General features: G+C 63.9%; 20 protein-coding genes and 1 tRNA gene. 11 read left to right on the forward strand and 10 right to left on the reverse strand.

Annotation, left to right across the window (positions count from 1 at the left end; genetic code table 11):
• Positions 1 to 4: 4 nt before the first annotated feature.
• The 4 genes from MLB1_RS04005 to MLB1_RS04020 all read left to right on the forward strand — a co-directional run bounded on the left by MLB1_RS04005 (position 5) and on the right by MLB1_RS04020 (position 5,333).
• Complete coding sequence (locus MLB1_RS04005; protein WP_180748399.1) at positions 5 to 1,744, forward strand: acyl-CoA dehydrogenase; 1,740 nt, start codon at positions 5 to 7, stop codon at positions 1,742 to 1,744.
• A 145-nt stretch (positions 1,745 to 1,889) separates the two neighbouring features.
• Positions 1,890 to 3,239 carry an FAD-dependent oxidoreductase gene (locus MLB1_RS04010; RefSeq protein WP_180748400.1) on the forward strand — a complete coding sequence of 450 codons (1,350 nt, stop codon included), beginning with the start codon at positions 1,890 to 1,892 and terminating at the stop codon, positions 3,237 to 3,239.
• Between the two features lie 28 nt (positions 3,240 to 3,267).
• A complete protein-coding gene (locus tag MLB1_RS04015) occupies positions 3,268 to 3,759 on the forward strand; it encodes an SRPBCC family protein (RefSeq protein WP_180748401.1) in 492 nt (163 codons plus the stop codon).
• 101 nt (positions 3,760 to 3,860) lie between these two features.
• Positions 3,861 to 5,333 carry an FAD-dependent monooxygenase gene (locus MLB1_RS04020; RefSeq protein WP_180748402.1) on the forward strand — a complete coding sequence of 491 codons (1,473 nt, stop codon included), beginning with the start codon at positions 3,861 to 3,863 and terminating at the stop codon, positions 5,331 to 5,333.
• Here the strand turns inward: MLB1_RS04020 and MLB1_RS04025 are convergent.
• Entirely contained in the window at positions 5,312 to 5,824 is a 513-nt protein-coding gene (locus MLB1_RS04025) for a DUF3592 domain-containing protein (RefSeq protein WP_180748403.1), read from the reverse strand. The two genes, MLB1_RS04020 and MLB1_RS04025, sit on opposite strands and share 22 nt — an antisense overlap.
• Before the next feature lie 23 nt (positions 5,825 to 5,847).
• Between MLB1_RS04025 and hisN the strand changes: the two genes are divergently transcribed.
• The 3 genes from hisN (at position 5,848) to MLB1_RS04040 (ending at position 9,458) form a co-directional block, all read left to right on the forward strand.
• Positions 5,848 to 6,648 carry a histidinol-phosphatase gene (gene hisN, locus MLB1_RS04030; protein WP_180748404.1) on the forward strand — a complete coding sequence of 267 codons (801 nt, stop codon included), beginning with the start codon at positions 5,848 to 5,850 and terminating at the stop codon, positions 6,646 to 6,648.
• Between the two features lie 150 nt (positions 6,649 to 6,798).
• A complete protein-coding gene (locus MLB1_RS04035) occupies positions 6,799 to 8,202 on the forward strand; it encodes an acyl-CoA dehydrogenase family protein (protein WP_180748405.1) in 1,404 nt (467 codons plus the stop codon).
• 44 nt (positions 8,203 to 8,246) lie between these two features.
• A complete protein-coding gene (locus tag MLB1_RS04040) occupies positions 8,247 to 9,458 on the forward strand; it encodes an acyl-CoA dehydrogenase family protein (protein WP_180748406.1) in 1,212 nt (403 codons plus the stop codon).
• Positions 9,459 to 9,524: 66 nt separating this feature from the next.
• Here the strand turns inward: MLB1_RS04040 and MLB1_RS04045 are convergent, their stop codons facing one another.
• Together MLB1_RS04045 and MLB1_RS04050 are read right to left on the reverse strand one after the other, a co-directional pair.
• The gene (locus tag MLB1_RS04045; protein ID WP_180748407.1) at positions 9,525 to 10,607 is read right to left on the reverse strand and encodes an ABC transporter permease subunit; all 1,083 of its coding nucleotides are present in this window, start codon (positions 10,605 to 10,607) and stop codon (positions 9,525 to 9,527) included.
• Positions 10,604 to 11,443 (reverse strand): ABC transporter ATP-binding protein, encoded by an 840-nt coding sequence (locus tag MLB1_RS04050; RefSeq protein WP_180748408.1) that lies wholly within the window; start codon positions 11,441 to 11,443, stop codon positions 10,604 to 10,606. Before MLB1_RS04050 ends, MLB1_RS04045 begins: the two co-directional genes overlap by 4 nt.
• A gap of 118 nt (positions 11,444 to 11,561) precedes the next feature.
• Here MLB1_RS04050 and MLB1_RS04055 point away from each other — a divergent pair, with 118 nt between their 5' ends.
• Both MLB1_RS04055 and MLB1_RS04060 read left to right on the forward strand, forming a co-directional pair.
• Positions 11,562 to 12,065: a hypothetical protein gene (locus MLB1_RS04055; protein ID WP_180748409.1), complete on the forward strand. Its 504-nt coding sequence runs from the start codon at positions 11,562 to 11,564 to the stop codon at positions 12,063 to 12,065.
• A 2-nt stretch (positions 12,066 to 12,067) separates the two neighbouring features.
• On the forward strand, positions 12,068 to 12,490 hold the full coding sequence (locus MLB1_RS04060) for a TIGR03668 family PPOX class F420-dependent oxidoreductase (RefSeq protein ID WP_180748410.1): 423 nt from the start codon (positions 12,068 to 12,070) through the stop codon (positions 12,488 to 12,490).
• Position 12,491: 1 nt separating this feature from the next.
• Here the strand turns inward: MLB1_RS04060 and MLB1_RS04065 are convergent, their stop codons facing one another.
• Together MLB1_RS04065 and MLB1_RS04070 are read right to left on the reverse strand one after the other, a co-directional pair.
• Complete coding sequence (locus tag MLB1_RS04065) at positions 12,492 to 14,564, reverse strand: acyl-CoA synthetase (RefSeq protein WP_180748411.1); 2,073 nt, start codon at positions 14,562 to 14,564, stop codon at positions 12,492 to 12,494.
• A gap of 265 nt (positions 14,565 to 14,829) precedes the next feature.
• Positions 14,830 to 15,108 carry a hypothetical protein gene (locus tag MLB1_RS04070; RefSeq protein WP_219602549.1) on the reverse strand — a complete coding sequence of 93 codons (279 nt, stop codon included), beginning with the start codon at positions 15,106 to 15,108 and terminating at the stop codon, positions 14,830 to 14,832.
• Positions 15,109 to 15,178: 70 nt separating this feature from the next.
• Between MLB1_RS04070 and MLB1_RS04075 the strand changes: the two genes are divergently transcribed.
• Positions 15,179 to 15,625 (forward strand): Clp protease N-terminal domain-containing protein, encoded by a 447-nt coding sequence (locus MLB1_RS04075; RefSeq protein ID WP_255485586.1) that lies wholly within the window; start codon positions 15,179 to 15,181, stop codon positions 15,623 to 15,625.
• On the opposite strand, the gene MLB1_RS04080 is transcribed toward MLB1_RS04075, so the two are convergent.
• Entirely contained in the window at positions 15,622 to 16,401 is a 780-nt protein-coding gene (locus MLB1_RS04080) for a hypothetical protein (protein ID WP_371750588.1), read from the reverse strand. The two genes, MLB1_RS04075 and MLB1_RS04080, sit on opposite strands and share 4 nt — an antisense overlap.
• 123 nt (positions 16,402 to 16,524) lie before the next feature.
• Between MLB1_RS04080 and MLB1_RS04085 the strand changes: the two genes are divergently transcribed.
• Complete coding sequence (locus MLB1_RS04085) at positions 16,525 to 16,884, forward strand: MmpS family transport accessory protein (RefSeq protein ID WP_180748415.1); 360 nt, start codon at positions 16,525 to 16,527, stop codon at positions 16,882 to 16,884.
• 23 nt (positions 16,885 to 16,907) lie between these two features.
• On the opposite strand, the gene MLB1_RS04090 is transcribed toward MLB1_RS04085, so the two are convergent.
• From MLB1_RS04090 to MLB1_RS04105, 4 genes are all read right to left on the reverse strand, one after another.
• A complete protein-coding gene (locus MLB1_RS04090; protein ID WP_180748416.1) occupies positions 16,908 to 17,234 on the reverse strand; it encodes a cupin domain-containing protein in 327 nt (108 codons plus the stop codon).
• Positions 17,235 to 17,330: 96 nt separating this feature from the next.
• A tRNA-Met gene (locus MLB1_RS04095) sits at positions 17,331 to 17,404 on the reverse strand.
• Between the two features lie 131 nt (positions 17,405 to 17,535).
• On the reverse strand, positions 17,536 to 20,514 hold the full coding sequence (locus MLB1_RS04100) for a UPF0182 family protein (protein WP_180748417.1): 2,979 nt from the start codon (positions 20,512 to 20,514) through the stop codon (positions 17,536 to 17,538).
• A 74-nt stretch (positions 20,515 to 20,588) separates the two neighbouring features.
• Complete coding sequence (locus MLB1_RS04105; RefSeq protein ID WP_180748418.1) at positions 20,589 to 21,611, reverse strand: PDZ domain-containing protein; 1,023 nt, start codon at positions 21,609 to 21,611, stop codon at positions 20,589 to 20,591.
• Positions 21,612 to 21,625 lie beyond the last annotated feature (14 nt).

Here is a 21,625-nt window from a genome sequence, read left to right on the forward strand (position 1 = left end):
GACCGTGAGTCAGGATACGAAAACCGCCCCCCAGACCGAACTGCTGCACCCGACCCAGGACGAGTTCGCCGAATTCGACGGCGAAACCCGTCGTCTCCTCAAGGCGACCGTCGATTGGTTCGAGGAGCGCGGGAAGACCCGGCTCCTCCAGGACTACGTAGACAAGGTCTTCTACCAGGACTTTCTGGACTTCGCGGCACGCGAGAAGCTGTTCGCGACTTTCCTGACCCCCGCCGCCGACGGCGCCGGGAACGCCGATAAGCGCTGGGATACCTCCCGCGTGGCCAAGCTCTCGGAGATCCTCGGCTTCTACGGCCTCAACTACTGGTACCCGTGGCAGGTGACCGTGCTCGGACTCGGTCCGGTGTGGCAGAGCGCCAACCCCGACCCGCGCAAGCGCGCCGCCGACCTACTCGACGGCGGTGCCGTCGCTGCCTTCGGTCTGTCCGAGCAGGCCCACGGCGCCGACATCTACTCCACCGACCTGGTACTCACCCCGGTCGAGGGTGGCGGATACAAGGCATCCGGCAGCAAGTACTACATCGGCAACGGCAACTGCGCCCGCATCGTCTCGGTCTTCGGCCGCGTCGAGGGCCGCGACGGGCTGGACCAATATGTGTTCTTCCTCGCCGACAGCGAGCACCCCAACTACCGGGTGGTCAAGAACGTGGTGCCGTCCCAGATGTACGTCGCCGAGTTCGAACTGAACGAGTACCCGGTGAGCGAGGACGACATCCTGCACGTCGGTGCCGACGCCTTCAGCGCGGCGCTCAATACCGTCAACATCGGCAAGTTCAACCTGTGCTTCGGCGGGATCGGCCTGTCCACCCACGCCTTCTACGAATCAATCACCCACGCCCACAACAGGATCCTGTACGGCAACCCCGTCACCAAGTTCGACCATGTGCGCCGTGAGTTCGTCGACGCCTACGCCCGGCTGCTGGGAATGAAGCTGTTCAGCGAGCGGGCAGTGGACTACTTCCGCACCGCCAACGCGGAGGACCGGCGCTACCTGCTGTTCAACCCGGTAACCAAGATGAAGGCCACCACCGAGGCCGAGAAGGTGCTGGCGCTGCTGTCGGACGTCGTGTCAGCGAAGGGTTTCGAGAACAGCAGCTACACCGCAGCCGCCCGGATCGACGTCACCGGCTTGCCCAAGCTGGAGGGCACGGTGGCCGTCAACCTCGCGCTGATCCTCAAGTTCATGCCCGCCTACCTGCACCACTCCCAGGATCTGCCGATCCCCGGGGTGCAACTGCAGGCCGCCGATGACGAGTTCCTGTTCAACCAGGGCGCGGCAGCTGGCCTGGGCAGGGTTCAATTCCACGATTGGCGCAAGGCCTTCACTGAGAACGCCGGCATCCCCAACGTCGCGGCCTTCACCGAGCGGGCCGAGGCATTGGCCAGCCTGGTGGCCGCCGAGAAGGACGCCATCAAGAGCGCCGGCCTGGACCTGCAGCTCTCCATCGGCGAGCTGTTCACGCTCGTCGTATACGGCGGGCTGATTCTGGAGCAGGCCAAACTGCGCGGCACCGACGCCGCGCTCCTCGATCAGATCTTTGAGATCCTCAACCGGGACTTCTCGCAGTATGCGGTCGACCTGCTCGGCAAGCGTGAGGCCACCGCCTCACAACGGCAGTGGGCCAAGGACGTTATTTCAGAACCGGTATTCAATTCCGAACGCTTCGATGAGATTTGGAATCGGGTCGAGGCACTGTCCGGTACTTACGAAATGCGGGCCTAGTCCGCACGTCTACCGACGCACCCTCGGAACCGTCGCTAGCATCGGTGGGGTAACCCGTCCGCACAGGACCGCGGCCAGCCCCCTGTCGGCCAGCCCATAGCCGACGACAGCTGCTGCCTTGGCGGGCAGATAAGGACGTACGAGGGTGCGCGCCGTTCACGTCGCCATCGTCGGTGCCGGACCCTCCGGGTTCTTCGCCGCCGGATCGCTGCTCAAACACTCCGATTTCGACGTGCATGTCGACATGCTCGAGATGCTGCCCACCCCTTGGGGTTTAGTGAGGTCGGGCGTTGCGCCCGATCACCCGAAGATCAAATCGGTCAGCGCGGTGTTCGAGAAAACGGCGACGCACCCGCGTTTCCGGTTCTTCGGCAACATCGAAGTCGGAGTCCAGATCACCGCAGAAGAGTTGGCGTCTCGCTATGACGCGGTGATCTACGCGGTGGGAGCCCAGTCAGATAAGCCACTGGGCATCCCGGGCGACCACCTACCCGGCTGTGTGGCTGCCGTCGACGTGGTGGGCTGGTACAACGCCAATCCCACGCATCAGGACGTGACGGTGGACCTCTCGGGAGAGCGCGCCATCGTGGTGGGCAACGGCAACGTGGCACTCGACGTGGCACGCATCCTGGGCATGGACCCGGAGTCGCTGCACACCACAGATATCGCCGATCGCGCGCTGGATTCTTTGGACCACAATGCGATCCGCGAGGTGGTGATCATCGGAAGGCGCGGTCCCCTGCAGGCCACCTTCACACCGCTGGAACTGCGCGAAATGGGCGAGCTGCCCGGTGTCGACGTGATCGTGGACCCCGATGACCTAACCGGCATCAGCGACGAACAGCTTGCGGCCGCACCCAAGCCCACCCGCACCAACATCGAGACCTTGCGCAAATACTCCGAGCGGCCGCACACCGAGGGCAATCGCCGCGTGGTGTTCCAGTTCCGAACCTCCCCCATCGAGCTACACGGCGACGGCGAGGTGGAATCAATCACGTTGGGCCGCAATGAGTTAGTCGAGGAGGACGGATACATCGTCGCCCGTGACACTGGTGAGCGCGTAACCCTGTCTACCCACCTGGTGGTGCGCGCCATCGGATATCGCGGGGTAGCAGTGCCCGGGTTGCCCTTCGACTCGCGGCGCGGGGTCATTCTCAACAGTGCGGGACGCATTGAGGACCGCGACAACGAATATGTGGTCGGCTGGATCAAGCGAGGCCCTGTCGGCGTCATCGGAACCAACAAGAGCGACTCGCAGGGGACGGTCGACACCCTGCTCGCCGAGCTGGTGACCGCCGAACTGGGTGCCGCACCCGATGCCGCCGCACTCGAGGAATGGCTATTGGGTCACGAGCCACACATCGTGTCTCAATCCGATTGGCTGACCATCGATTCACGCGAGCGCGCCACCGGTGAACCACAGGGGCGCCCCCGAGTGAAGCTTGAGACGGTGCCCGAGCTGCTGGCCGCGACCGGACGACACGGAGAGCCGTGATGCTGGTCTTCGCGCAGGCGGCTCATCCGTGACCGTCCACATCGTGGTGTCACAGGTCATGCCCGCCGGCTGCGAGCAGACATTCGAGCTGATTCACGATTACGACCGACGGCTGGAATGGGACACCCTGCTACGCCGCGCATACCTGGAAGGCGGCAGCTCCGACGTGGGCGTCGGCGTGGGCACAGTCGCGGTGTGCACCGCGCGGTGGATCCTGGGCGGGTATTCCTTCCGCACTCGGTATGTCACCTTCAAGCCGCCCCATCTGGCGGCGATCAAGCTCGAGTCCAAGCCGCCCTTCTTCACCAAATGGGCGGCGTCGCTACGTCATGAACCGATCGACAGCGACGACACCGACCGCACCGCCGATCACCGCCAAGACCTGTCGCTGGCGACGTACACCATGACGTTCACCTGCAGGCCGGCGTTCATCGAGCCGATAGCCGAACGAATGTTCAAACGCGAGACCAAAAATCGGCTCGTCGCGTTGGCGAATTTCCTGCAGCGCGACGCCGCCTAGCTGATCGACACAAGGGCCGGCACCCTTGGTCTCGATCACCGATCCTTAACATCCCCTTAGAATTCTCTTATTTTCCTTATTTTTCGGGTACCTTCGCCCCTATGACTGAACACGCGGTGGTAATCGCTGGCGCCGGGCCGACAGGACTGATGCTGGCGGGCGAGCTGGCGTTGGCGGGTGTAGACGTGGCCATTGTCGAGCGGCGCGCGACCCACGACCTGGACGGGTCGCGCGCGGGCGGCATGACGTCACGCACCCTCGAAGTGCTGGACCAACGCGGGATCGTTGACCGGTTTCTACCCCAAGGATTTACCGCACCCGTCGCGCATTTTTCCGCGCTCCTTCTGGATATGACCGGCCTGCCGACCAGACACACATTCGGATTGGCGCTGCTGCAATACCGCATCGAGCGCACCCTCTCCGAATGGGTCGGCGAGCATGGGGTGCCGATCTATCGAGGGCGTGCGGTCACCGGGTTCAATCCATCCGACGACGCCGTCGATATCGAACTCTCCGATGGCTCGACGCTGGGCGCGCAGTATCTGGTTGGCTGCGACGGTGGACGCAGCCTGGTCCGCAAGATCACCGGCATCGAATTCCCAGGTTGGGATCCATCGACCAGCTGCCTGGTCGCAGATGTCGAGGTAATCGAGGAACCGGAGTGGGGTATCCACCGCGAGGGCGCCCTGCATTCCTTCTTCAAATTCGAAGAGGGAGGTCCCGTTCGAGTCTTGGTAACCGAGCCGCAGCTCGGCCGAACAGGTGAGCCAACCCTCCGCGACCTCAGCGAGGCGCTAGTCGCCGCTCGCGGCACTGACTACGGAATACACAGTCCCACATGGATTTCCCGATTCACCGATGTGACCCGGCAGGCTGCGACATACCGCAAGGGACGGGTGCTCCTTGCCGGTGACGCAGCCCATGTGCACTTCCCCATCGGCGGGCAGGGCCTCAACACCGGCGTCCAGGACGCAGTCAATCTCGGTTGGAAGCTAGCCCAGGTCGTCAATGAGACGTCGCCCCAAAGCTTGTTGGACACCTATCACACAGAACGGCACCCTGTCGCGGCTCGGGTGCTCCACAACACCATGGCACAAACCGCACTCAGCCGCTCCGGCGAGCGGGTTGACGCGCTGCGCGACATCATCACTGAGCTGTTCACCTTCGACACGCCACGACGCCACATCACGGCGATGATGAGTGGCCTGGACATCCACTACGACATGGGCCCCGGACATCCCCTCCTTGGACGGCGCATGCCGGATCTCGATGTGCTGACCAGCGATGGCATCGTGCGCGTGTTCACACTGCTGCACGATGCGCGCGGTGTGCTTCTCAACCTGGGCGCACCCATCACTGGCACCTCTGGATGGTCACATCGGGTCGACGCCATTGACGCCGAATACGTTGGCCCATGGGAGCTTCCGGTCATAGGTGTCGTCAAGGCTCCCGAGGCGGTGCTGATCCGACCGGACGGGCACGTCGCCTGGGTCGGCGACGGCACGGCCAACGGGCTCAACGACGCGTTGCATACATGGTTCGGGCCGCCTTGTTACAGCGGCGGCGGTTCGTAATACCGCGGAGGCGGTTCGTGCTTCTTCGCCGGATCCTCCGATGACGACGAATCGTCAACGGGTCCCGGTGGCGGCGGTGTTGCGGGCGGGGGTGGCGGCGGCACCGGATCGATGTTTTCGATCGACGGCGCCCCGCTTGGATACTGCTGCGGCGCAGGGCCAGGTGATGGAGCCAGCAGCACATCCCAGCGCTCGGGATTCTTCGGCGAGTACAACACGGGAATCAGATCACCGATGCGTGGCCAGTCGCTGACATCGCGCACGATCTGCCGGTAGGTGATGTACTCGGCGACCGTTGGACCGTTGAGCGCGCCGCTGATTGTGACCAGCTGCCCGCCGATCACTCCCTCGGGGCGGGGACTGACCCCGGTCACCAACAGGGTTCCTTCCACCGCGTTCATACCTGGCTGAGCCTGCCTGCCGCGTCGCACCTGCATGATGACGAGAGCGAGCGAGCCGCCGATCAGCAGTAGTGCCAAAAATTCCCACACACTGCCATGGTAGGACTGCAGGCATGACGCCCACCGTGTCCTTGCGCGAAGATCGTCGGCTGGCACTCGAATTGGCTGATGCCGCCGATGAAATCACCACGTCCCGGTTCGGCGCGCTCGATCTTCGGGTGGACACGAAACCCGACCTGACGCCGGTGACCGATGCGGACACCTCGGTGGAAGCCGTCCTGCGCTCGCTGCTGCACCGATCACGCCCGGAGGACTCGGTGCTCGGTGAGGAGTACGGCGGGGACTTCGAAGGACACGGCCGACTGGGCCGAAGCTGGGTGATCGACCCCATCGACGGCACCAAGAACTTCGCGCGCGGCGTCCCCATCTGGGCCACGCTCATCGCATTGCTTGTCGACGGCGTACCCGTCGTCGGCGTGATCAGCGCGCCAGCACTCTCGCGGCGCTGGTGGGCGGCGGAGGATCTGGGCGCATTTTCACGTGTCGGCGCAGCAGAACCCCGACAGATTCACGTCTCCAAGGTGGACCAGTTGGCGTCCGCAAGCCTGTCGTTCTCCAGCCTGTCGGGCTGGGCCGACCGAGGCACGCGTGACCGATTCCTCGACCTGACCGACGAGGTGTGGCGCGTCCGTGGGCTCGGCGACTTCTTCTCGTACTGCCTGGTGGCCGAGGGGGCGGTCGACATCGCCGCCGAACCCGAGGTCTCGCTGTGGGACCTGGCCCCGCTGGACATCCTGGTCCGCGAGGCCGGTGGGCGATTCACGAATCTGGCAGGTGAGGCCGGGCCACATGGCGGCAGCGCGGTGGCCACCAACGGGTTGCTGCACGACGAGGTACTGAGCGCGCTCTCGTAACTCCGCCTCCTCACACCAGAAACCCGGTGTGACGTGCACCTCGTTTTGCGCGGATCTTACCGCTTAGTAAGATACGGTTTCTTACTTCGGAGTAAGGTTCCGATCAATCTCCCCGCACACCTTTTATTGACCCCAGAAACGGCTGGTGACATGACCAACACGCTGACCCCGAGTCGCGACAAGAAGGCCGCCAAGGCTAAGAACCCGGCGAAGTACGAGACCGGCGTCGGCCTGCAGAAGCACAAGCGTGGCGCGATCGACATCCTCATCGCTGTGCTGACCCCGATCGCGGGATCGGAGCTGCTGGACAAATACAACCTTCGCAGCGCTTTCAACAAGGGTCTGTTCGAGAGCACCAAGGGCATCTTCACCACACTCGGTATCGCCAACCGCACCTTCAAGAAGATCAACGGCAGCAAGGGCGGACCGAAGCGTCTCGACAAGGCGAACGCCGACTTCTTCGACCTCAAACCCGAGGACGAGCAGAAGATGATCTCGGACACCGTGATGGAGTTCGCCGTAGAGGTCATCCGTCCGGCCGCCTACGAATCCGACAAGACCAAGACCTACCCGGCTGATCTGCTGACCAAGGTCGCCGAACTGGGCGTCACCGCGATCAATATCCCCGAGGACTTCGACGGGATCGCCTCACAGCGCTCCACCGTCACCAACGCCCTCGTGGCCGAGGCGCTTTCGTACGGCGACATGGGCCTGGCGCTGCCGATCCTGGCGCCGTCCGGTGTCGCCTCCGCGCTGACCAACTGGGGCAGCGCCAATCAGCAGGCCACCTACCTCAAGGAGTTCGCGGGCGAGAACGTCCCGCAGGCCTCGGTGGTCATCGCCGAGCCGCAGGCGCTGTTCGACCCGTTCAGCCTCAAGACCACGGCCACCCGCACCCCCAGCGGCTTCCGCCTCAACGGCGTGAAGTCCCTGGTGCCCGCTGCGGCCCAGGCCGAGCTGTTCATCGTGGCCGCCAACCACAACGGCCGCCCGACGCTGTTCATCGTCGAGTCCGGCGCTGAGGGCATCACCATCGAGGAAGACTCGAGCATGGGTATCCGCGGGGCAGCCCTGGGACGCCTGAACCTCAACAATGTCGCCGTCCCGGCCGCCAACATCCTGGGCGAGGACGGCGCCGGCGAGTCCGACTACTCCGAGGCCGTCGCCCTGGCACGCCTCGGCTGGGCCTCCCTCGCGGTCGGTACCGGCCAAGCCGTGCTCGACTACGTGATCCCCTACGTCAAGCAACGCGAGGCGTTCGGCGAGCCCATCGCCCGCCGCCAGGCCGTCGCCTTCATGTGCGCCAACATCGCCATCGAGCTCGACGGGCTGCGCCTGGTCACCTGGCGCGGCGCCTCCCGCGCGGAGCAGGGCCTGCCCTTCATCCGCGAGGCCGCGCTGGCCCGCAAACTCGCCACCGACAAGGGCATGCAGATCGGCCTCGACGGTGTACAGCTGCTCGGCGGCCACGGCTTCACCAAGGAGCACCCGGTGGAGCGCTGGTACCGGAACCTGCGCGCAGTCGGCGTCGCCGAAGGCGTTGTCATTCTCTAAGCCCTAGTCCCCCTCTACTTTCTCAACTACACGAAAGTCTTTTCATGGCAATCAATTTGGAACTCCCCAAGAAGTTGCAGGCAGTCGCCGAGAAGGGGCGCCAGGGCGCCACCGAGCTGATGAGGCCCATCTCACGCAAGTACGACCTGGCCGAGCACACCTACCCCATCGAGCTCGACACCCTCGAGACCCTCTTCGCGGGGGTCAGCGCGGCAGGCACACTCGAGTTCGCCGGCGCCGACGCCTTCCGCGCCGAGGAGAACACCAAGAAGCAGAATGTCAACGGCTCCAACATGTCCGCGCTGCTCAACGCCCTTGAGGTGAGCTGGGGCGACTGCGGCTTGCTGCTCTCGATCCCCTTCCAGGGCCTGGGTAACGCCGCTGTATCCAGCGTGACCAGCAAGGAAGACGGTGACCGGTTCGGCAAGATCTGGGCCGCCATGGCCATCACCGAGCCGGGGTTCGGATCGGACTCTGCCGCGGTCACCACCACCGCCAAGCTGGACGGCGACGAGTACGTCATCAACGGCGAGAAGATCTTCGTCACCGCCGGTTCGCGTGCCACCCACATCGTGGTGTGGGCGACGCTCGACAAGTCCAAGGGCCGCCCCGCCATCAAGTCGTTCCTGGTACCGCGTGAGCACCCGGGTGTGACCGTGGAACGGCTCGAGGAGAAGCTCGGCATCAAGGCCTCCGACACCGCCGTCATCCGGTTCGAAAACTGCCGTATCCCCAAGGATTACATCCTCAGCGATCCGGAGATCAACACCGAAAAGGGCTTCGGCGGTGTGATGAGCACCTTCGACAACACCCGCCCGATCGTGGCCGCCATGGCCGTGGGCGTGTCGCGGGCCTCGCTGGAGGAGCTGCGCAAGATCCTCGAGGACGCCGGTATCGAGATCTCCTACGACAGGCCGCCGCATGCCCAGCACGCCGCCGCCGCCGAGTTCATCCGGATGGAGGCCGACTGGGAATCGTCGTACCTGCTGACCCTGCGCAGCGCCTGGCAGGCCGATAACAACATCCCCAACTCGATGGAAGCGTCGATGGCCAAGGCCAAGGCCGGCCGGGTCGGCAGCGATATCACCCTCAAGGCCGTCGAAATGGCAGGAACCACCGGCTATTCCGAGCGCACGCTGCTGGAGAAGTGGGGCCGGGACTCAAAGATCCTGGACATCTTCGAGGGCACCCAGCAGATCCAGCAACTGGTCGTCGCCCGCCGCCTGCTGGGGCTGAGCTCCGCAGAGCTCAAGTAACGCGTCAATCAAGATCCATTGCGGCCCTTCCGGGACTCACCCGGAGGGGCCGCTGTGGTTTGCGCCTCAGGCGATCCGGACCCCGCGCGGCAGCGTCTCGACCGGCACGCGCAACCGACGGATCGCGACCAGCACGCCCAATACTCCGATCAGAATGTTGACCGCGAGGCCCAGGTACCACGTGTGGCCGACGAATCGGCTCTGATATTCGCGGTCTTCCAACCAATCACGAGAGTCATCAGCACACCGCATGTCTTGCGCGTCATCCGTTCCCGAACGCAGCTCGGAGACCGTACGCCCCAGTGACAGCAATATCGTCTCCTGCTCATAGTGCACAACGTCGCCACGCCATTGCGGCCTGGCAGTCAGGGCCGGGTCGGTCTGCGCGACCACATCGGCGGTCACCACGAACGGATTCGGCACCAACAGCCACCAGGTTCGCTCCATGTGCGTCACGGTGATCTCACGTTGCACCTCCATGCAGGCACCGCGTTTCCCGCCGTGGTATTCCGAAAACGGCCGAAGCACAACGACTGTCTCCCGCACGAACGGGGTGAGCAAGCCCATGATCGCCGGCAGACCAAGGATCATGAAGAACACTGTCAGCTGGGTGAGAACGGCCGAGCTCACCGGGCGCGCAGACAGCGCCGAGAACCCGAGCCCAATTCCGCAGTAACACAGGAACAACAACGCAGCCACGACGATCCCGAGCAGCGAAGTAGCGATCGAATAGGGTGCCACCAACGCCGCCCAGATCAGATAGGGCGCCGACACCACGAGAAGGGCCAGCGAGGCGGCCCAGCCCCCGAGCAACTTGCCGAGAGCCAGCTGCACCGCCGTAATCGGGGTCGCCTGCACCACCGCCAAGGTCGCATCCTTGCGATCGCCGTTGATCGACGTCGCCGTCATACTGGGTGCAACCACAAGCCCGAGCAGCAGTACGAATCCGCCAATCATCGCGTAAAAATCCCGGGCCCAGCCATCAGCCGAACCATCACCAGTAGCGGTTGCGGCGTAACGGGACCCGAACACCAGCAGCGAGATGGCCAGGAAGGCCACCGCCAGAGTCATCCGCCATCGAGTGGTCCGGATGCGCTGGCGCAGTTCCAATCCGGCAATAGTCCCGACGGGCTGCCACCATGTCGTCATGTGCGGTCCGCCTCCAATGCGAAGTAGGAATCCTCCAGCGCGTTCGTCGCCCGGGCGAACTCCAGTACCGGCGCCCCGGAACCGACTGTGCGTGCAAGGTACTGGGCCGCTTCATCATCGTCGGCGAAGGTCAGATAGGTCGACGCACCAACGGCCTGGCCCAGCAGGCGGATTCGCCAGGTGGTCGTGACCGCAGCCGGTGGCGGCGCGGTGCGGCCCGCACTCATCATCACCACGTGGTCAACCATTTCCGCCAACTCGGTGAGGATGTGTGAGGACACCAGGACGGCACACCCTGAATCCGCCAGAGCGCGAAGCGAATCACGCAATTCGAAGCGGGACCTTGGGTCCATACCCGAAGCGGGCTCATCGAGCAGCAGCACCTGCGGTTCGTGCACCAGGGCCCGCGCAAAGCCCAGCCGCTGCTTCTGCCCCCGCGAGAGTTCCTGCGCGGGGCGATCGGCGAACTCGGTCAAGTGCACACCGGCCAGCAGCCTTGCCGCACGTTGCCGCGCTTGTGCCGCTCGCTGACCGTAGAGGCGCCCGAACGCGACCAAGATCTCCTCGGCGGTCAACGATTCCCACGTGCCGAACACATCCGGCATCCACCCCACCCGTTCGCGGAGCCGCACGGGGTCCACCGCCTCGCCGTCCATTCGGATAGTGCCACCGGAGGGCAGCAGCAGACCCGCCAGCATGAGCAATAACGTGGTCTTTCCGGCACCGTTCGGGCCTACCAGCCCGGTAATTTGGCCAGGCGCGAGAGTGATGTCAGCCTCGGCCACCGCAACGTGACGCTTGAATGTCCGCGCGAGCCCCTTCGCAACCAGAGTCATGATCGCCGATGTTAGCTGAGTGTCACCCACCGCTCCGGTATCTGGAATGGTCCACTTCGGATAGGCTGCGCTGGTCTGCTAGGCACACATTGCTTTGCTTCAACTTCTGGAGGACTTCATGGCGTGGGTTCGATCTGGTCTGCTGACGGTCACTGCGTGTGCCCTCATGTCGTTCGGCGCCGGCGTTCCGGTTGCCAGCGCCGATGAGTCGACCTGCGCTGCAATCGACCACATGTCGAAGGCCGTCGACGACCCCGCCAACAACGGCCCGATCGTCACCGAGGCCCTGATGTACCTGCGCGCCGACAATCCCGCCTACTCCGGCCTGGACCGTCAGTACGAGGCCATCGGTCAGGCCCGGGATATGTGGGGACGCGCCAACGACGGCGTCCGGGCCAACCTCGGTGATATCACCGAGCCCGCCGCACGCGAACAGCTCACCGCGTACGCCGACGGTCTCAGCGGTGCCTACGACCTCGCCGGCGCCTGGCTGGCCGCCACCCCCGAGGTGCGCTCCTCCCCCGAGATCGTTGACCGTGGCTCCGCGGTCAGCGGCCTGTTATTCGACGGCGGCAACAACTTCCACGTCCTGGCCAATATCTGCAACGGAGGCGCTCGCTAGGCGTGCGTCTCGATCCCATCGATGCGCGCCACCGCTTCCGGGCGGCGGCGATAGCTCGGTTGGCGACGGTGGACGAATCCGGTGTCCCGCATCTCGTTCCGGTGACATTCGTCGTCGCTGATGACGTCATCTGCTGGGCGGTTGATCACAAACCGAAGTCGCGCAACGATCTACAGCGCGTGCGCAACATCTCCGCCAATCCGACCGTCAGCTTCCTGGCAGACCACTATGACGAGGACTGGGCAGCCTTGTGGTGGGTCCGCGCCGATGGCGCCGCACATATTCTCGACACACCCGACACCAAGTGGATTGCCTTGCTGGCCAACAAGTATCGGCAGTATCGCGAGACACCGCCAACCGGTCCGATGGTGCTGACCGACATCACCCGCTGGAGCGGATGGGCGGCCTCCGCTACTCAAGTCTGATCTATTCGGGCCTGATGCCGTCGCGCTCGCAGTCCGCGAGCAGCAGCCGCTTGATGACCTTGCCGGTCGATGTGCGGGGCAAGGTCTTCATGAAATACACATCGCGGGGCACATGGAACTTGCTGAGCCGATTCTTGATGAAGGCTCGCACCATGTCTCCGTCCAGGCCGGCGTCCTTGTGCAGCACGACGAACGCGGACAGTCGCTGTCCGAAGCTGTCGTCGGTGGTCCCGACCACGGCCACGTCGGCAACCTGAGGCAGGAAGGACAACGCGTCCTCCACCGGTCGCGGGAAAACATTCTCTCCACCGGAGATGATCATCTCGTCGTCTCGGCCATCGATGTACAGGCGCCCATCGGCGTCCAGATGCCCCAGATCGCCGGTGTCCAGCAGACCGTTTACCGACGCCGGTGACGGATCAGCCACATACCCGTCGAACAACATCTCATTGCCGACGAAGATTCGGCCCGTCACACCGCGCGGCACCGGGCGCCGGTCGGCGTCGAGAATCGCGATGGTGGTGCCCAGCGGTGGCCTTCCCACCGTGGTCGGTGCGGTTTTGAGGTCTTCGGGGTCGGCGATGGTCGCCCAGGATACCTCGGTGGATCCATAGAAGTTGTGCAGAACGTCACCAAACGCATCGGTAAACCGTTGCACCAGCGAGGCATTCAGGGGCGAGCCACTGCAGGCGACCAGACGCAGGCTCGACGTGTCGTACTTCTGCCGCACCTTGGCGGGCAAATCGGCGATGCGCTGCAACATGATTGGCACCGCGATCAGCGTCGTCACGCGGCGGGTCGCGATGGCCCGCAAGCACTCCTCCGGATCGAACTTCTCCTGCAGAATCACCGCTGCCCGCAGCGGTGTGCTGATCTGCAGACAGCCCAGCCCCCACGAGTGAAAGATCGGCGCCGAGATGAGCATGGTCTCGTCCATCTTCATCGGCATCCGCGAAAGCATCGCCGCGATGACGGCGAACCCACGCGGCGTCGGCCGCAACGCCCCCTTGGGCGTCCCGGAGGTACCCGAGGTCTGCACCACCTGATGGCCCGGACGGGTCGGTGGCAACACCCCAGGCTTGTCGGTCACCATGAAATCGTCGAGCCCTCGGCGCCCACTGACGGCACTGCGTCGGCCGGTGCTGATGAGCTCGACCTCCCATGGCACGTATCTGACGAGCTCGTCGAGATCGTCGTCCACGAAGACTTTGGTGAGGTTGTTGCGGGCCACAGCAATCTGGATTTGAGTTGCCGCCAGCGCATTGTTGAGCAACATCACGTCCACACCGAGCATCCCGAAGGCAATCAGGCACTCGACCATGGCAATGTTGTTGCGAGCCAGCAGGCCAATCTTGGATGTCTCGTTGATGCCGTCGCGCATGAGACCGGTGGCCAGCCCCTCGGCGCGCCGGTCAAGTTGCTCGAATGTCAGCTGCCCGGCGTCGTCTGCGATCGCGAGCTGCTTGGGGGCGCGCGCGGCGGCCGCCGCATATCCGCCCTGGAGGGTGAATCCCCACCGCGCCAGTGAACCCAGCTGGCGAAGTCCGCGGTCGGGGCGCGGGATGCGCACCACGCCCACACCGATCATCAGCCGGGCGATGCTGACCTGAAGATTTCCGTTATCACCCATGCTCGACACTGTGGATGTAGGCGCGCCGGACAGATAGTCGTCAATTCTGTCCAGTCCGCCCATCAACCATTGGTTGACGGCGACGCTCGGCTTCTTGACACCCGGAGGCAGAACGGCACCCGCCCGCAACACCGTGATACGGACCCGGGTCTGCGCGGATCGTTCCTCGAACAGGCGGACGGAGATCAGCCCGTCGTTGTCGACACCCTCAATCGTGAGGCTCTCTTTGGTATTGCTGAGGATTAGCCGAACACGGGTCTTCGCCTTCGCGGACAGCACCACGTATTCGGGGTCCGGCCCCGCCTCGGTGTTCTCGATCAAGGTCTCGCAGGAACCGACCCCAGTGAAGAACATGGGGTACATGTCGGGAGAGCTGATCAGCTCCCACACCAGCCCACGCGGGTGCCTGAGCAACTTGTCGCAACTAATTACATCAGCGACCATATCCATCGTCCTACCTGCGGTTTTCCGTCCTGCACCGCGCGAGCGTACCCGATGACGTGGATCACTGCCCAATAACTGTTGTGGTTCTTATCACTGACGTGACCAGATAGCTGAGTGCCGCTCGAAGCGCATTGCGGGCAACGAGAACGGGGCGCCGCAACCGGCTAATCACCGGCGACGCGGCGCACGGCAGGGCCGCGCGAGCTTTCGGTAAACGAACACACGGCGCTCCCCTGCCCCAGGCAGCGCGCCAGTTGGCCCCTCCCTAGATGTGCGGAGCCTCGCGGATCTTGCTGCTGTCGTTCCCGAGTGTCTTGCAGTACATCGTGACCGACGTGCGCGTCGCGGAGATCTCCAGGTTCGACGCGTCACGCCCACGTTGATCCTTGAGCATCTTGCTCACCGCATCGTTCTGCTTCTGTTCCTCGGCGGAGATGAAGTCCTTGCATTTTGTGTCGCCACCCTGGTTGAGGACACCCGAGCACCCCGTCAGCAGCCCGACTGCCACAAAACCGGTTCCAGCCAACACCTTCAGAGCGGTCATGTCGTGACAGTAGCTCACGGGAGAACCCGACTCCGGCAAGATGTACGTTGAGCCAGAGATAGGGAGGGCCATGTTCCATCTATTCAACGAGGGCACGCGGCAGGTCATCATGATCGCGCAAGAAGAAGCGCGCGAACGGCGGCACAACTACCTCGGTGCCGAACACCTCCTGCTGGGTCTACTCGGCGAAGGGGCGGGACTCGGTGCACGGACGCTCGCGTCGGCCGGAGTTCGGCCCGAGAATGGGGCACGGGTGGTTCAACAGGTCGTCCCGATGGGCCAGGAGCCACCGACGGAGAAGATCCCGTTCACACCGGGGGCCCAACGGACACTTGAGCTGGCGACGACGGCGTCAACGAGCCGACGGCACAAAGAGATCTGCACCGGCCACATACTGCTGGGTCTCATCGACGCGGCCGATCCCGTGATCATCCAAATATGGGAGCGTCTCAGCGTGGATGTTCTCGACCTCTGGGATAGCGTCCGAGCGCACCTGGACGAAAACCTCGGCGACTAGGCATCCACAGCTTGTGATTGCGCGGCGATGCTCTGCTCGCCTGCGCTCGCAGCCCGCCGCAGCGCCCCGTACTCCCCGATGTATCCGGCGATACTGCCTACCGCGGGCAGCATTCCGAGGTAACGGAAGATCGGCTTGGGCTGCGGCCGCTTCTCCAGCTCGTCGCCGATCGCCCGCAGGATGCCGGCAAGGTGCCACAAGGTGCGGGCCAGCGCGAACGGCGACCAACTCCGCGGTGTTTCCGGCTCTTGATCGTCGGCACCGGCCAGCGTCACATCGCTGAGGGTGCGATTGCACAACACCTTTGCGAGCAGGCGAACCTGCTCCTGGTGGTTGTCGATTCCGAGCTCGCGGGCAACGGCGCACAGCACGATGGCCTGGTTCGAGAATCCCAGGAGATCCTGCACCGGCAACCGAGCCGCGAGCACCCCGAAAATCCCTGGGAAAGCAACGAATACGGTGTTGACCGCACCGACGCGCTGCACCCACCAGTGCGCCTTCCCGTGGGTGTCCAGCTTCTCCCACGCTTGCGTGCCCGGGGTGGTGGCCGTGTTCAGGGCGCACGCAAGGGCATCCAACGCCTTGTCGAGGACTCCTTCACCCGCACCCAGCTCGTAAGTGCGTTCCTTGAAGCCGAACGGATCGGACTCCGCCAGCACGGAGAGCACCGGGTTGATCACCCGTACCGCGCGGCTCAGCGCATCGGCGATATCGGCATCGGTGAGCACGGCAGTAGGCAGCGCGATGAGACCCATGCGTCCATCATCTCGCGGCAGACATCGACGCGCGCGACGGGGATCGACTCTCCCGAATTCAGATCGTCAAATCGCCACGGCGTGAACGTGATCGGGCGTACTGTGCCCTCAGCACAACAAGATAAGGATGGGCAGGGCTGACCCGTGGCACTCGCAGCAACTCTGATCACCGCCTGCACCACTGCAGTCGGTGCGACAGCATTCGGCGCTTCACTCGCCATCACTCCGCAGCCTCCGGACACCGTCCTCTATGTCATCAGTTCAGATCGCCCGATATCCGCGATCACCTGGAGAGACAGCCTTGGGCATATGCGCGAACAGCCCGTCGATGGCACTCAGCACACCTGGGCCTGGACCTTCACCAGTGACATCACCGATCCGCCGTACTTCGTCAGCGCCCAATCCGCCGGGGCCGCAGTGACGTGCCGCCTGATCATCAACGGCAAGGTCAAGGTCGAGGACACCACCGCGGGCCAGGATTCAACGGCTACCTGCCACGGATAACCCTGGCAAGCTAGCCGCGTTGCTCAGCGGTGCTTCGCGACGGTCAGCAAGACCGCTGAATCAGCCAAGGCCTCCAGCGAGTGCCGGGCATCGGGAATCTCTATCAGATCACCGGCACGACCGTCCCAATGTTCGTCGCCGACCACCAAGCGAACCGAACCCTGGATGACGTAGATGGTCGCCTCACCCGGGTTCTCGTGTTCGCCGAGCTTGGAACCCTGCCGCAATACGATCACCGTTTGGCGCAGGACTCGTTCATGGCCACCGACGACGGTGTCCGCGGCGTTGTGACCCTCGCGAGTGCGCTCGAAGAGCTGACGTACCAATGCCTCGATCGAGCGCTTCTGCATACCTGTCATTCCATGCCCCGCGGGCGGGCCCGTCAACCCCTGCTCGGGAAATGAAAACGGCCCCCGGAGTCAGACTCCGGGGGCCGTCTTACCTAGTAGCGGGGACAGGATTTGAACCTGCGACCTCTGGGTTATGAGCCCAGCGAGCTACCGAGCTGCTCCACCCCGCGGTGGTGAACACAAGGTTACCGGGCGCGTGCGCTGTCACCAAATCGCTTGCCTGGCCTGCATGTTCTCGGCACCAATAGCGGCTTTGTCCCTGCCACTTGCGCTTTCACGCAGTGGCAGAGACCAGCCCGTCCTACTTGGCCTGTGTGAACTTCGCCATCGCATCGTCAAGACTCTTCAGCGCCTGCCCGTACCGTGCGAAGTCCCCACTCTTCTGGGCCTCCTTCGCCTCGACAATGGCCCGCTGGACCTCCTGCAGCGCGGTGGCCTTCGCAGAGGACAGCTCGGACGATGCCACAGGCAGTGGCGGCACCTGGGCGCCCTGCGTGGGCGTCACCGGTGGGTTCTGGCCGCCCGGCGGCGGTGCGATGACACTGCCCGGCTCAACCGCCGGGGCGGTCGCCGTCGCACCAGCGCCCGGCCCGAACACCATGTCGAGCGCATCCCGCACCGTCGTCGCGTAACCGACCTTGCCGTTGTAGTACATGCCCACACGGATCAACCGCGGATACGAGGACTGATCACCCTGGCTGGGCGAGGCATAGAGCGGCTCAACGAACAGCAGCCCGCCATTGGCCACCGGCAACGTCAGCAGGTTGCCCCATTTGAGGATGTTCTGGTTCTTGATGATGCCGACATGCGAGGACACCAGGTTGTCGGTGGTGATCGCATTGTTCACCAGCTTCGGGCCCTGGACCGTTCCCGGGACCGTGAGAACAGTGATCTTGCCGTAGGTCTCGGGATCGGAGCTGGCACTGACATAGGCGGCCAGGAAGTCACGCTGGAAGCGATTAAGCGCGCTCGTCAACTGGAACGATGCCGAATTATCGTTCTCCGCAATGTTTTTCGCGACAATGTAATACGGCGGCTGCGAACCGGTCGGGGCATTCGGGTCATCCGGAACCTGCCAGAAGTCGCTGGTGTTGAAGAAGGTCACCGGATCACTCACGTGGTACTTGGTCAGCAGGGCACGCTGAACCTTGAACAGATCCTCGGGGTACCGCAGGTGCCGCGCGAGATCCGGCGAGATATCTGCCTTGGGCTTAACCGTTCCCGGGAAAATCTTCATCCATGCCTTGAGCACGGGGTCCTTCTCGTCCTGCTGGTACAGGGTCACCGTGCCGTCGTAGGCATCCACCGTGGCCTTGACCGAGTTCCGGATATAGGACACCTGCCGATTGGGCAGCGCTCCCCCGGTCTTGCCCACCTGGCTGTCAAAGGTGGCCTCCGACAACGACATCTCCTGGGAGTACGGGTAGTTGTCCAATGTCGTGTAACCGTCAACGACCCACACCATGCGCTTGTTGACGACGGCCGGGTACGTGCCGCTGTCCACCGTCAGCCACGGCGCCACCGCTTCCACGCGGCGGTTCGGGTCACGGTTGAACAGAATCTTGCTGTTGTCGGCGATCACATTGGAGAACAGGAAGTTTCGCTCGGCATATTTCAGACCGAACACCGTGCGCGCCAGCGCATCGCCCACGGGCACCCCACCCGTACCGGAGTACGTGCTGTTCTTGGTCCCGGCATTGTTCTCATAGTCGTACTCACGGTCATTGCCGCTCTTCCCGACGATCGCGTAGTCGTCGGTACCGCTGGCCACGATCGGGCCGTAGTAGATGCGCGGCTGATCCAGTTGCGCCGGGCCATCGGACTGAATCTTGCCGTTGTCGTCGACGGCGTTGACCAGGAACTCCGGATAACCACCATTCTCATCCGGCTTGTCGGCCACCCCCCGGACGGTGTTGGCCGGAGCCGCGATGAACCCGTTGCCGTGGGTGTACACGGTGTGTCGGTTGATCCAGTCCCGCTGGTTATCACGAAGTTTCGCCGGATCTAGCTCACGTGCCGCGACCACATAGTCACGCAGCTCGCCGCTCTTCCCGCGGTACCGGTCGATCGACAGCGCCTCTGGGAAACCGTAGAAGTTCTTGCCCTGTTGGATCTGGGTGAAAGCCGGGCTGATGATATTCGGGTCGAGCACCCGGATGTTGGCCATCGTCGACCGATCGGCGGCAACCTGTTTGGCCAGCTGTTCGCTGCCGGTGGGCGCCGATGCCGTGCCACTGTAATCCCGATAGGACACCACGTCCGGGGTCAGACCGTAGGCGTCGCGGGTCGCCTTGATGCTGCGCGAGATGTACTCGCTTTCCTTCTGCGCGGCATTGGGTTTGACGCTGAACTGCTCGACGATCAACGGCCACCCGGCGCCGACTACCAACGAGGAGAGCAGCAACAGCGCCAGGCCGATCGCGGGAATCCGCAGATCCTTCAACACCAACGCCGAGAACACCGCGACCGCGCAGATCACCGCGATGGCCAGCAGGATGAGCTTGGCCGGCAGCACCGCGTTGATATCGGTATACCCGGCACCGGTGAACGGCTTACCCGCCCGCGTATGCGATAGCAGCTCGTAACGATCGAGCCAATACGCGGCCACCTTGAGCAGCACCAGGATTCCGACGAGCGTCACCAGCTGGAGACGGGCCGGACGCGACAGCGTGCCAGCGCGCCCGGAGAGTCGGATACCGCCAAAGATGTAGTGCACCAGGGCGTTGACGAACAAAGCAACGAAGACCGCGATGAAAAGGTACGTCAACACGAATCGGTAGAACGGCAGGTCGAAGGCAAAGAAACCGAGATCCAGCCCGAACTGCGGATCCTTGATCCCGAATTCCCCGCCCTCCAGGAACAGCTGCACGGGCATCCAATAGCTTTGGGCGACAACGCCTACCAGCACTCCGATGAGCACGGGTACGCCGAAGACAAAGAGCCGCACCCGCGACAGGATCAGTGCGCGGTACTGCGCCAGCGCGTCACCCGGCCCCTTGGCGGGCACAAACACCGGCCGTGCCCGATACGCCAGCCCGATGCCCGCGAAAACCACGACACCGACCAGGGTTCCAACGATCAGGAACAACGCGAGACGGGTCAGCAGCACGGTGGTGAACACATCACGGAAGCCGAGTTCACCGAACCACAGCCAGTTGATGTAGGTGTCGACCAGGCGCGGCCCGATCAACAACAGCACCACGATCACCAACGCCACGGCGACCAGGCGCCGGCTCCGTCGGGTCAATCGTGGCAGAGCCCCATTTGGCCGCATTCCCACGTCGCTACGCTCCTCGTCGAGTGATCAGCACCGCTCAGCGGCTGGATTCACCCCACTGTAGCCGCAGACCAGCGTCAACAGCTGGGCGGTTGACCACCGTGGTTGAGGGCGTTGAGTCCGTCAACCGCTTCTGTCAGGGTGCCGACCTTGACCAGAGTCAGCCCCTGCCCGCCGTCTGCCTTCGCTTCGGCGCAGTTGCCCGCGGGTACTAAGAACACCGTCGCTCCAGCGTCTTTGGCGGCCAGCATCTTGTGCGTGATCCCGCCGATGGGTCCCACCTTGCCCTCGGCGTCGATGGTTCCCGTTCCGGCGACGAACTTTCCACCGTCGAGCTCATCGGGGGTCAGCTTGTCGATCACCGCGAGGCTGAACATCAGTCCGGCCGACGGCCCGCCGATGTTCGCCAGATTGAAGTCAATGGTGAACGGCGCCCACGGCGCCTGCACCACTCCGACCCCCAGGAATCCGTAATCGCGGTCCCCGTTCTTGCCGAGCGTGACCTTCACCGTGCCACTGGGGGCATTCTTGCGCTTGTAATCGAGGGCCACCACGTCGCCCGGCTTCGTGAGCTTGAGCTGTGCGGTGAATTCCTCAAGCGTCGCGACCGGATGCCCGTTGACGGCGGTGACGGCATCATTCTCCTGCAGCTTCCCCTTGGACGGTCCGTCCTCGCTGATGGTCAGAACGGTCACCGCAGACGGGTACTTGAGGTATCCGAGCGCCGCGAATTCGGCACTCTCCTCCGACTTCTTGAATTCGAGGTCGTTCTCCTTGTCGACCTGGTCCTTGGACCGATCGGGTGGGTACACCACATCCCGCGGGACCAACTGCTCACGTCCGCTTGCCCACAACCGCAGCGCATCGGCCAGGGTGAGCCCGTCACGCTGGGAGACAGTCGTCATGTTGAGGTGACCAGACACCGGGTCCACCTTGGTGCCCTTGATGTCGACGACCTCCTTGCCCTCGACCTGCCCGAGGGTGTTGAACGTCGGGCCCGGGCCCAGGGATACGAACGGCACCGTGATCACCGATATCAACAGCCCGAAGGCGAGGATCGGGATGAGCGCGACCAGCAACGTCGCAACGCGGCGATTCATGCCGTCACCCTATG

The sequence above is a fragment of the Mycobacteroides sp. LB1 genome, from assembly GCF_013449725.1.
Lineage (GTDB): Bacteria > Actinomycetota > Actinomycetes > Mycobacteriales > Mycobacteriaceae > Mycobacterium.

Coding starts and splice junctions, on each gene's coding strand:
- MLB1_RS04070 (WP_219602549.1), bottom strand. CDS start 15,108: ATGACCGCTCTGAAGGTGTTGGCTGGAACCGGTTTTGTGGCAGTCGGG.
- MLB1_RS04050 (WP_180748408.1), bottom strand. CDS start 11,443: ATGACTCTGGTTGCGAAGGGGCTCGCGCGGACATTCAAGCGTCACGTT.
- MLB1_RS04105 (WP_180748418.1), bottom strand. CDS start 21,611: ATGAATCGCCGCGTTGCGACGTTGCTGGTCGCGCTCATCCCGATCCTC.
- MLB1_RS04090 (WP_180748416.1), bottom strand. CDS start 17,234: ATGCAGAAGCGCTCGATCGAGGCATTGGTACGTCAGCTCTTCGAGCGC.
- MLB1_RS04045 (WP_180748407.1), bottom strand. CDS start 10,607: ATGACGACATGGTGGCAGCCCGTCGGGACTATTGCCGGATTGGAACTG.
- MLB1_RS04055 (WP_180748409.1), top strand. CDS start 11,562: ATGGCGTGGGTTCGATCTGGTCTGCTGACGGTCACTGCGTGTGCCCTC.
- MLB1_RS04075 (WP_255485586.1), top strand. CDS start 15,179: ATGTTCCATCTATTCAACGAGGGCACGCGGCAGGTCATCATGATCGCG.
- hisN (WP_180748404.1), top strand. CDS start 5,848: ATGACGCCCACCGTGTCCTTGCGCGAAGATCGTCGGCTGGCACTCGAA.
- MLB1_RS04040 (WP_180748406.1), top strand. CDS start 8,247: ATGGCAATCAATTTGGAACTCCCCAAGAAGTTGCAGGCAGTCGCCGAG.
- MLB1_RS04035 (WP_180748405.1), top strand. CDS start 6,799: ATGACCAACACGCTGACCCCGAGTCGCGACAAGAAGGCCGCCAAGGCT.
- MLB1_RS04020 (WP_180748402.1), top strand. CDS start 3,861: ATGACTGAACACGCGGTGGTAATCGCTGGCGCCGGGCCGACAGGACTG.
- MLB1_RS04065 (WP_180748411.1), bottom strand. CDS start 14,564: ATGGTCGCTGATGTAATTAGTTGCGACAAGTTGCTCAGGCACCCGCGT.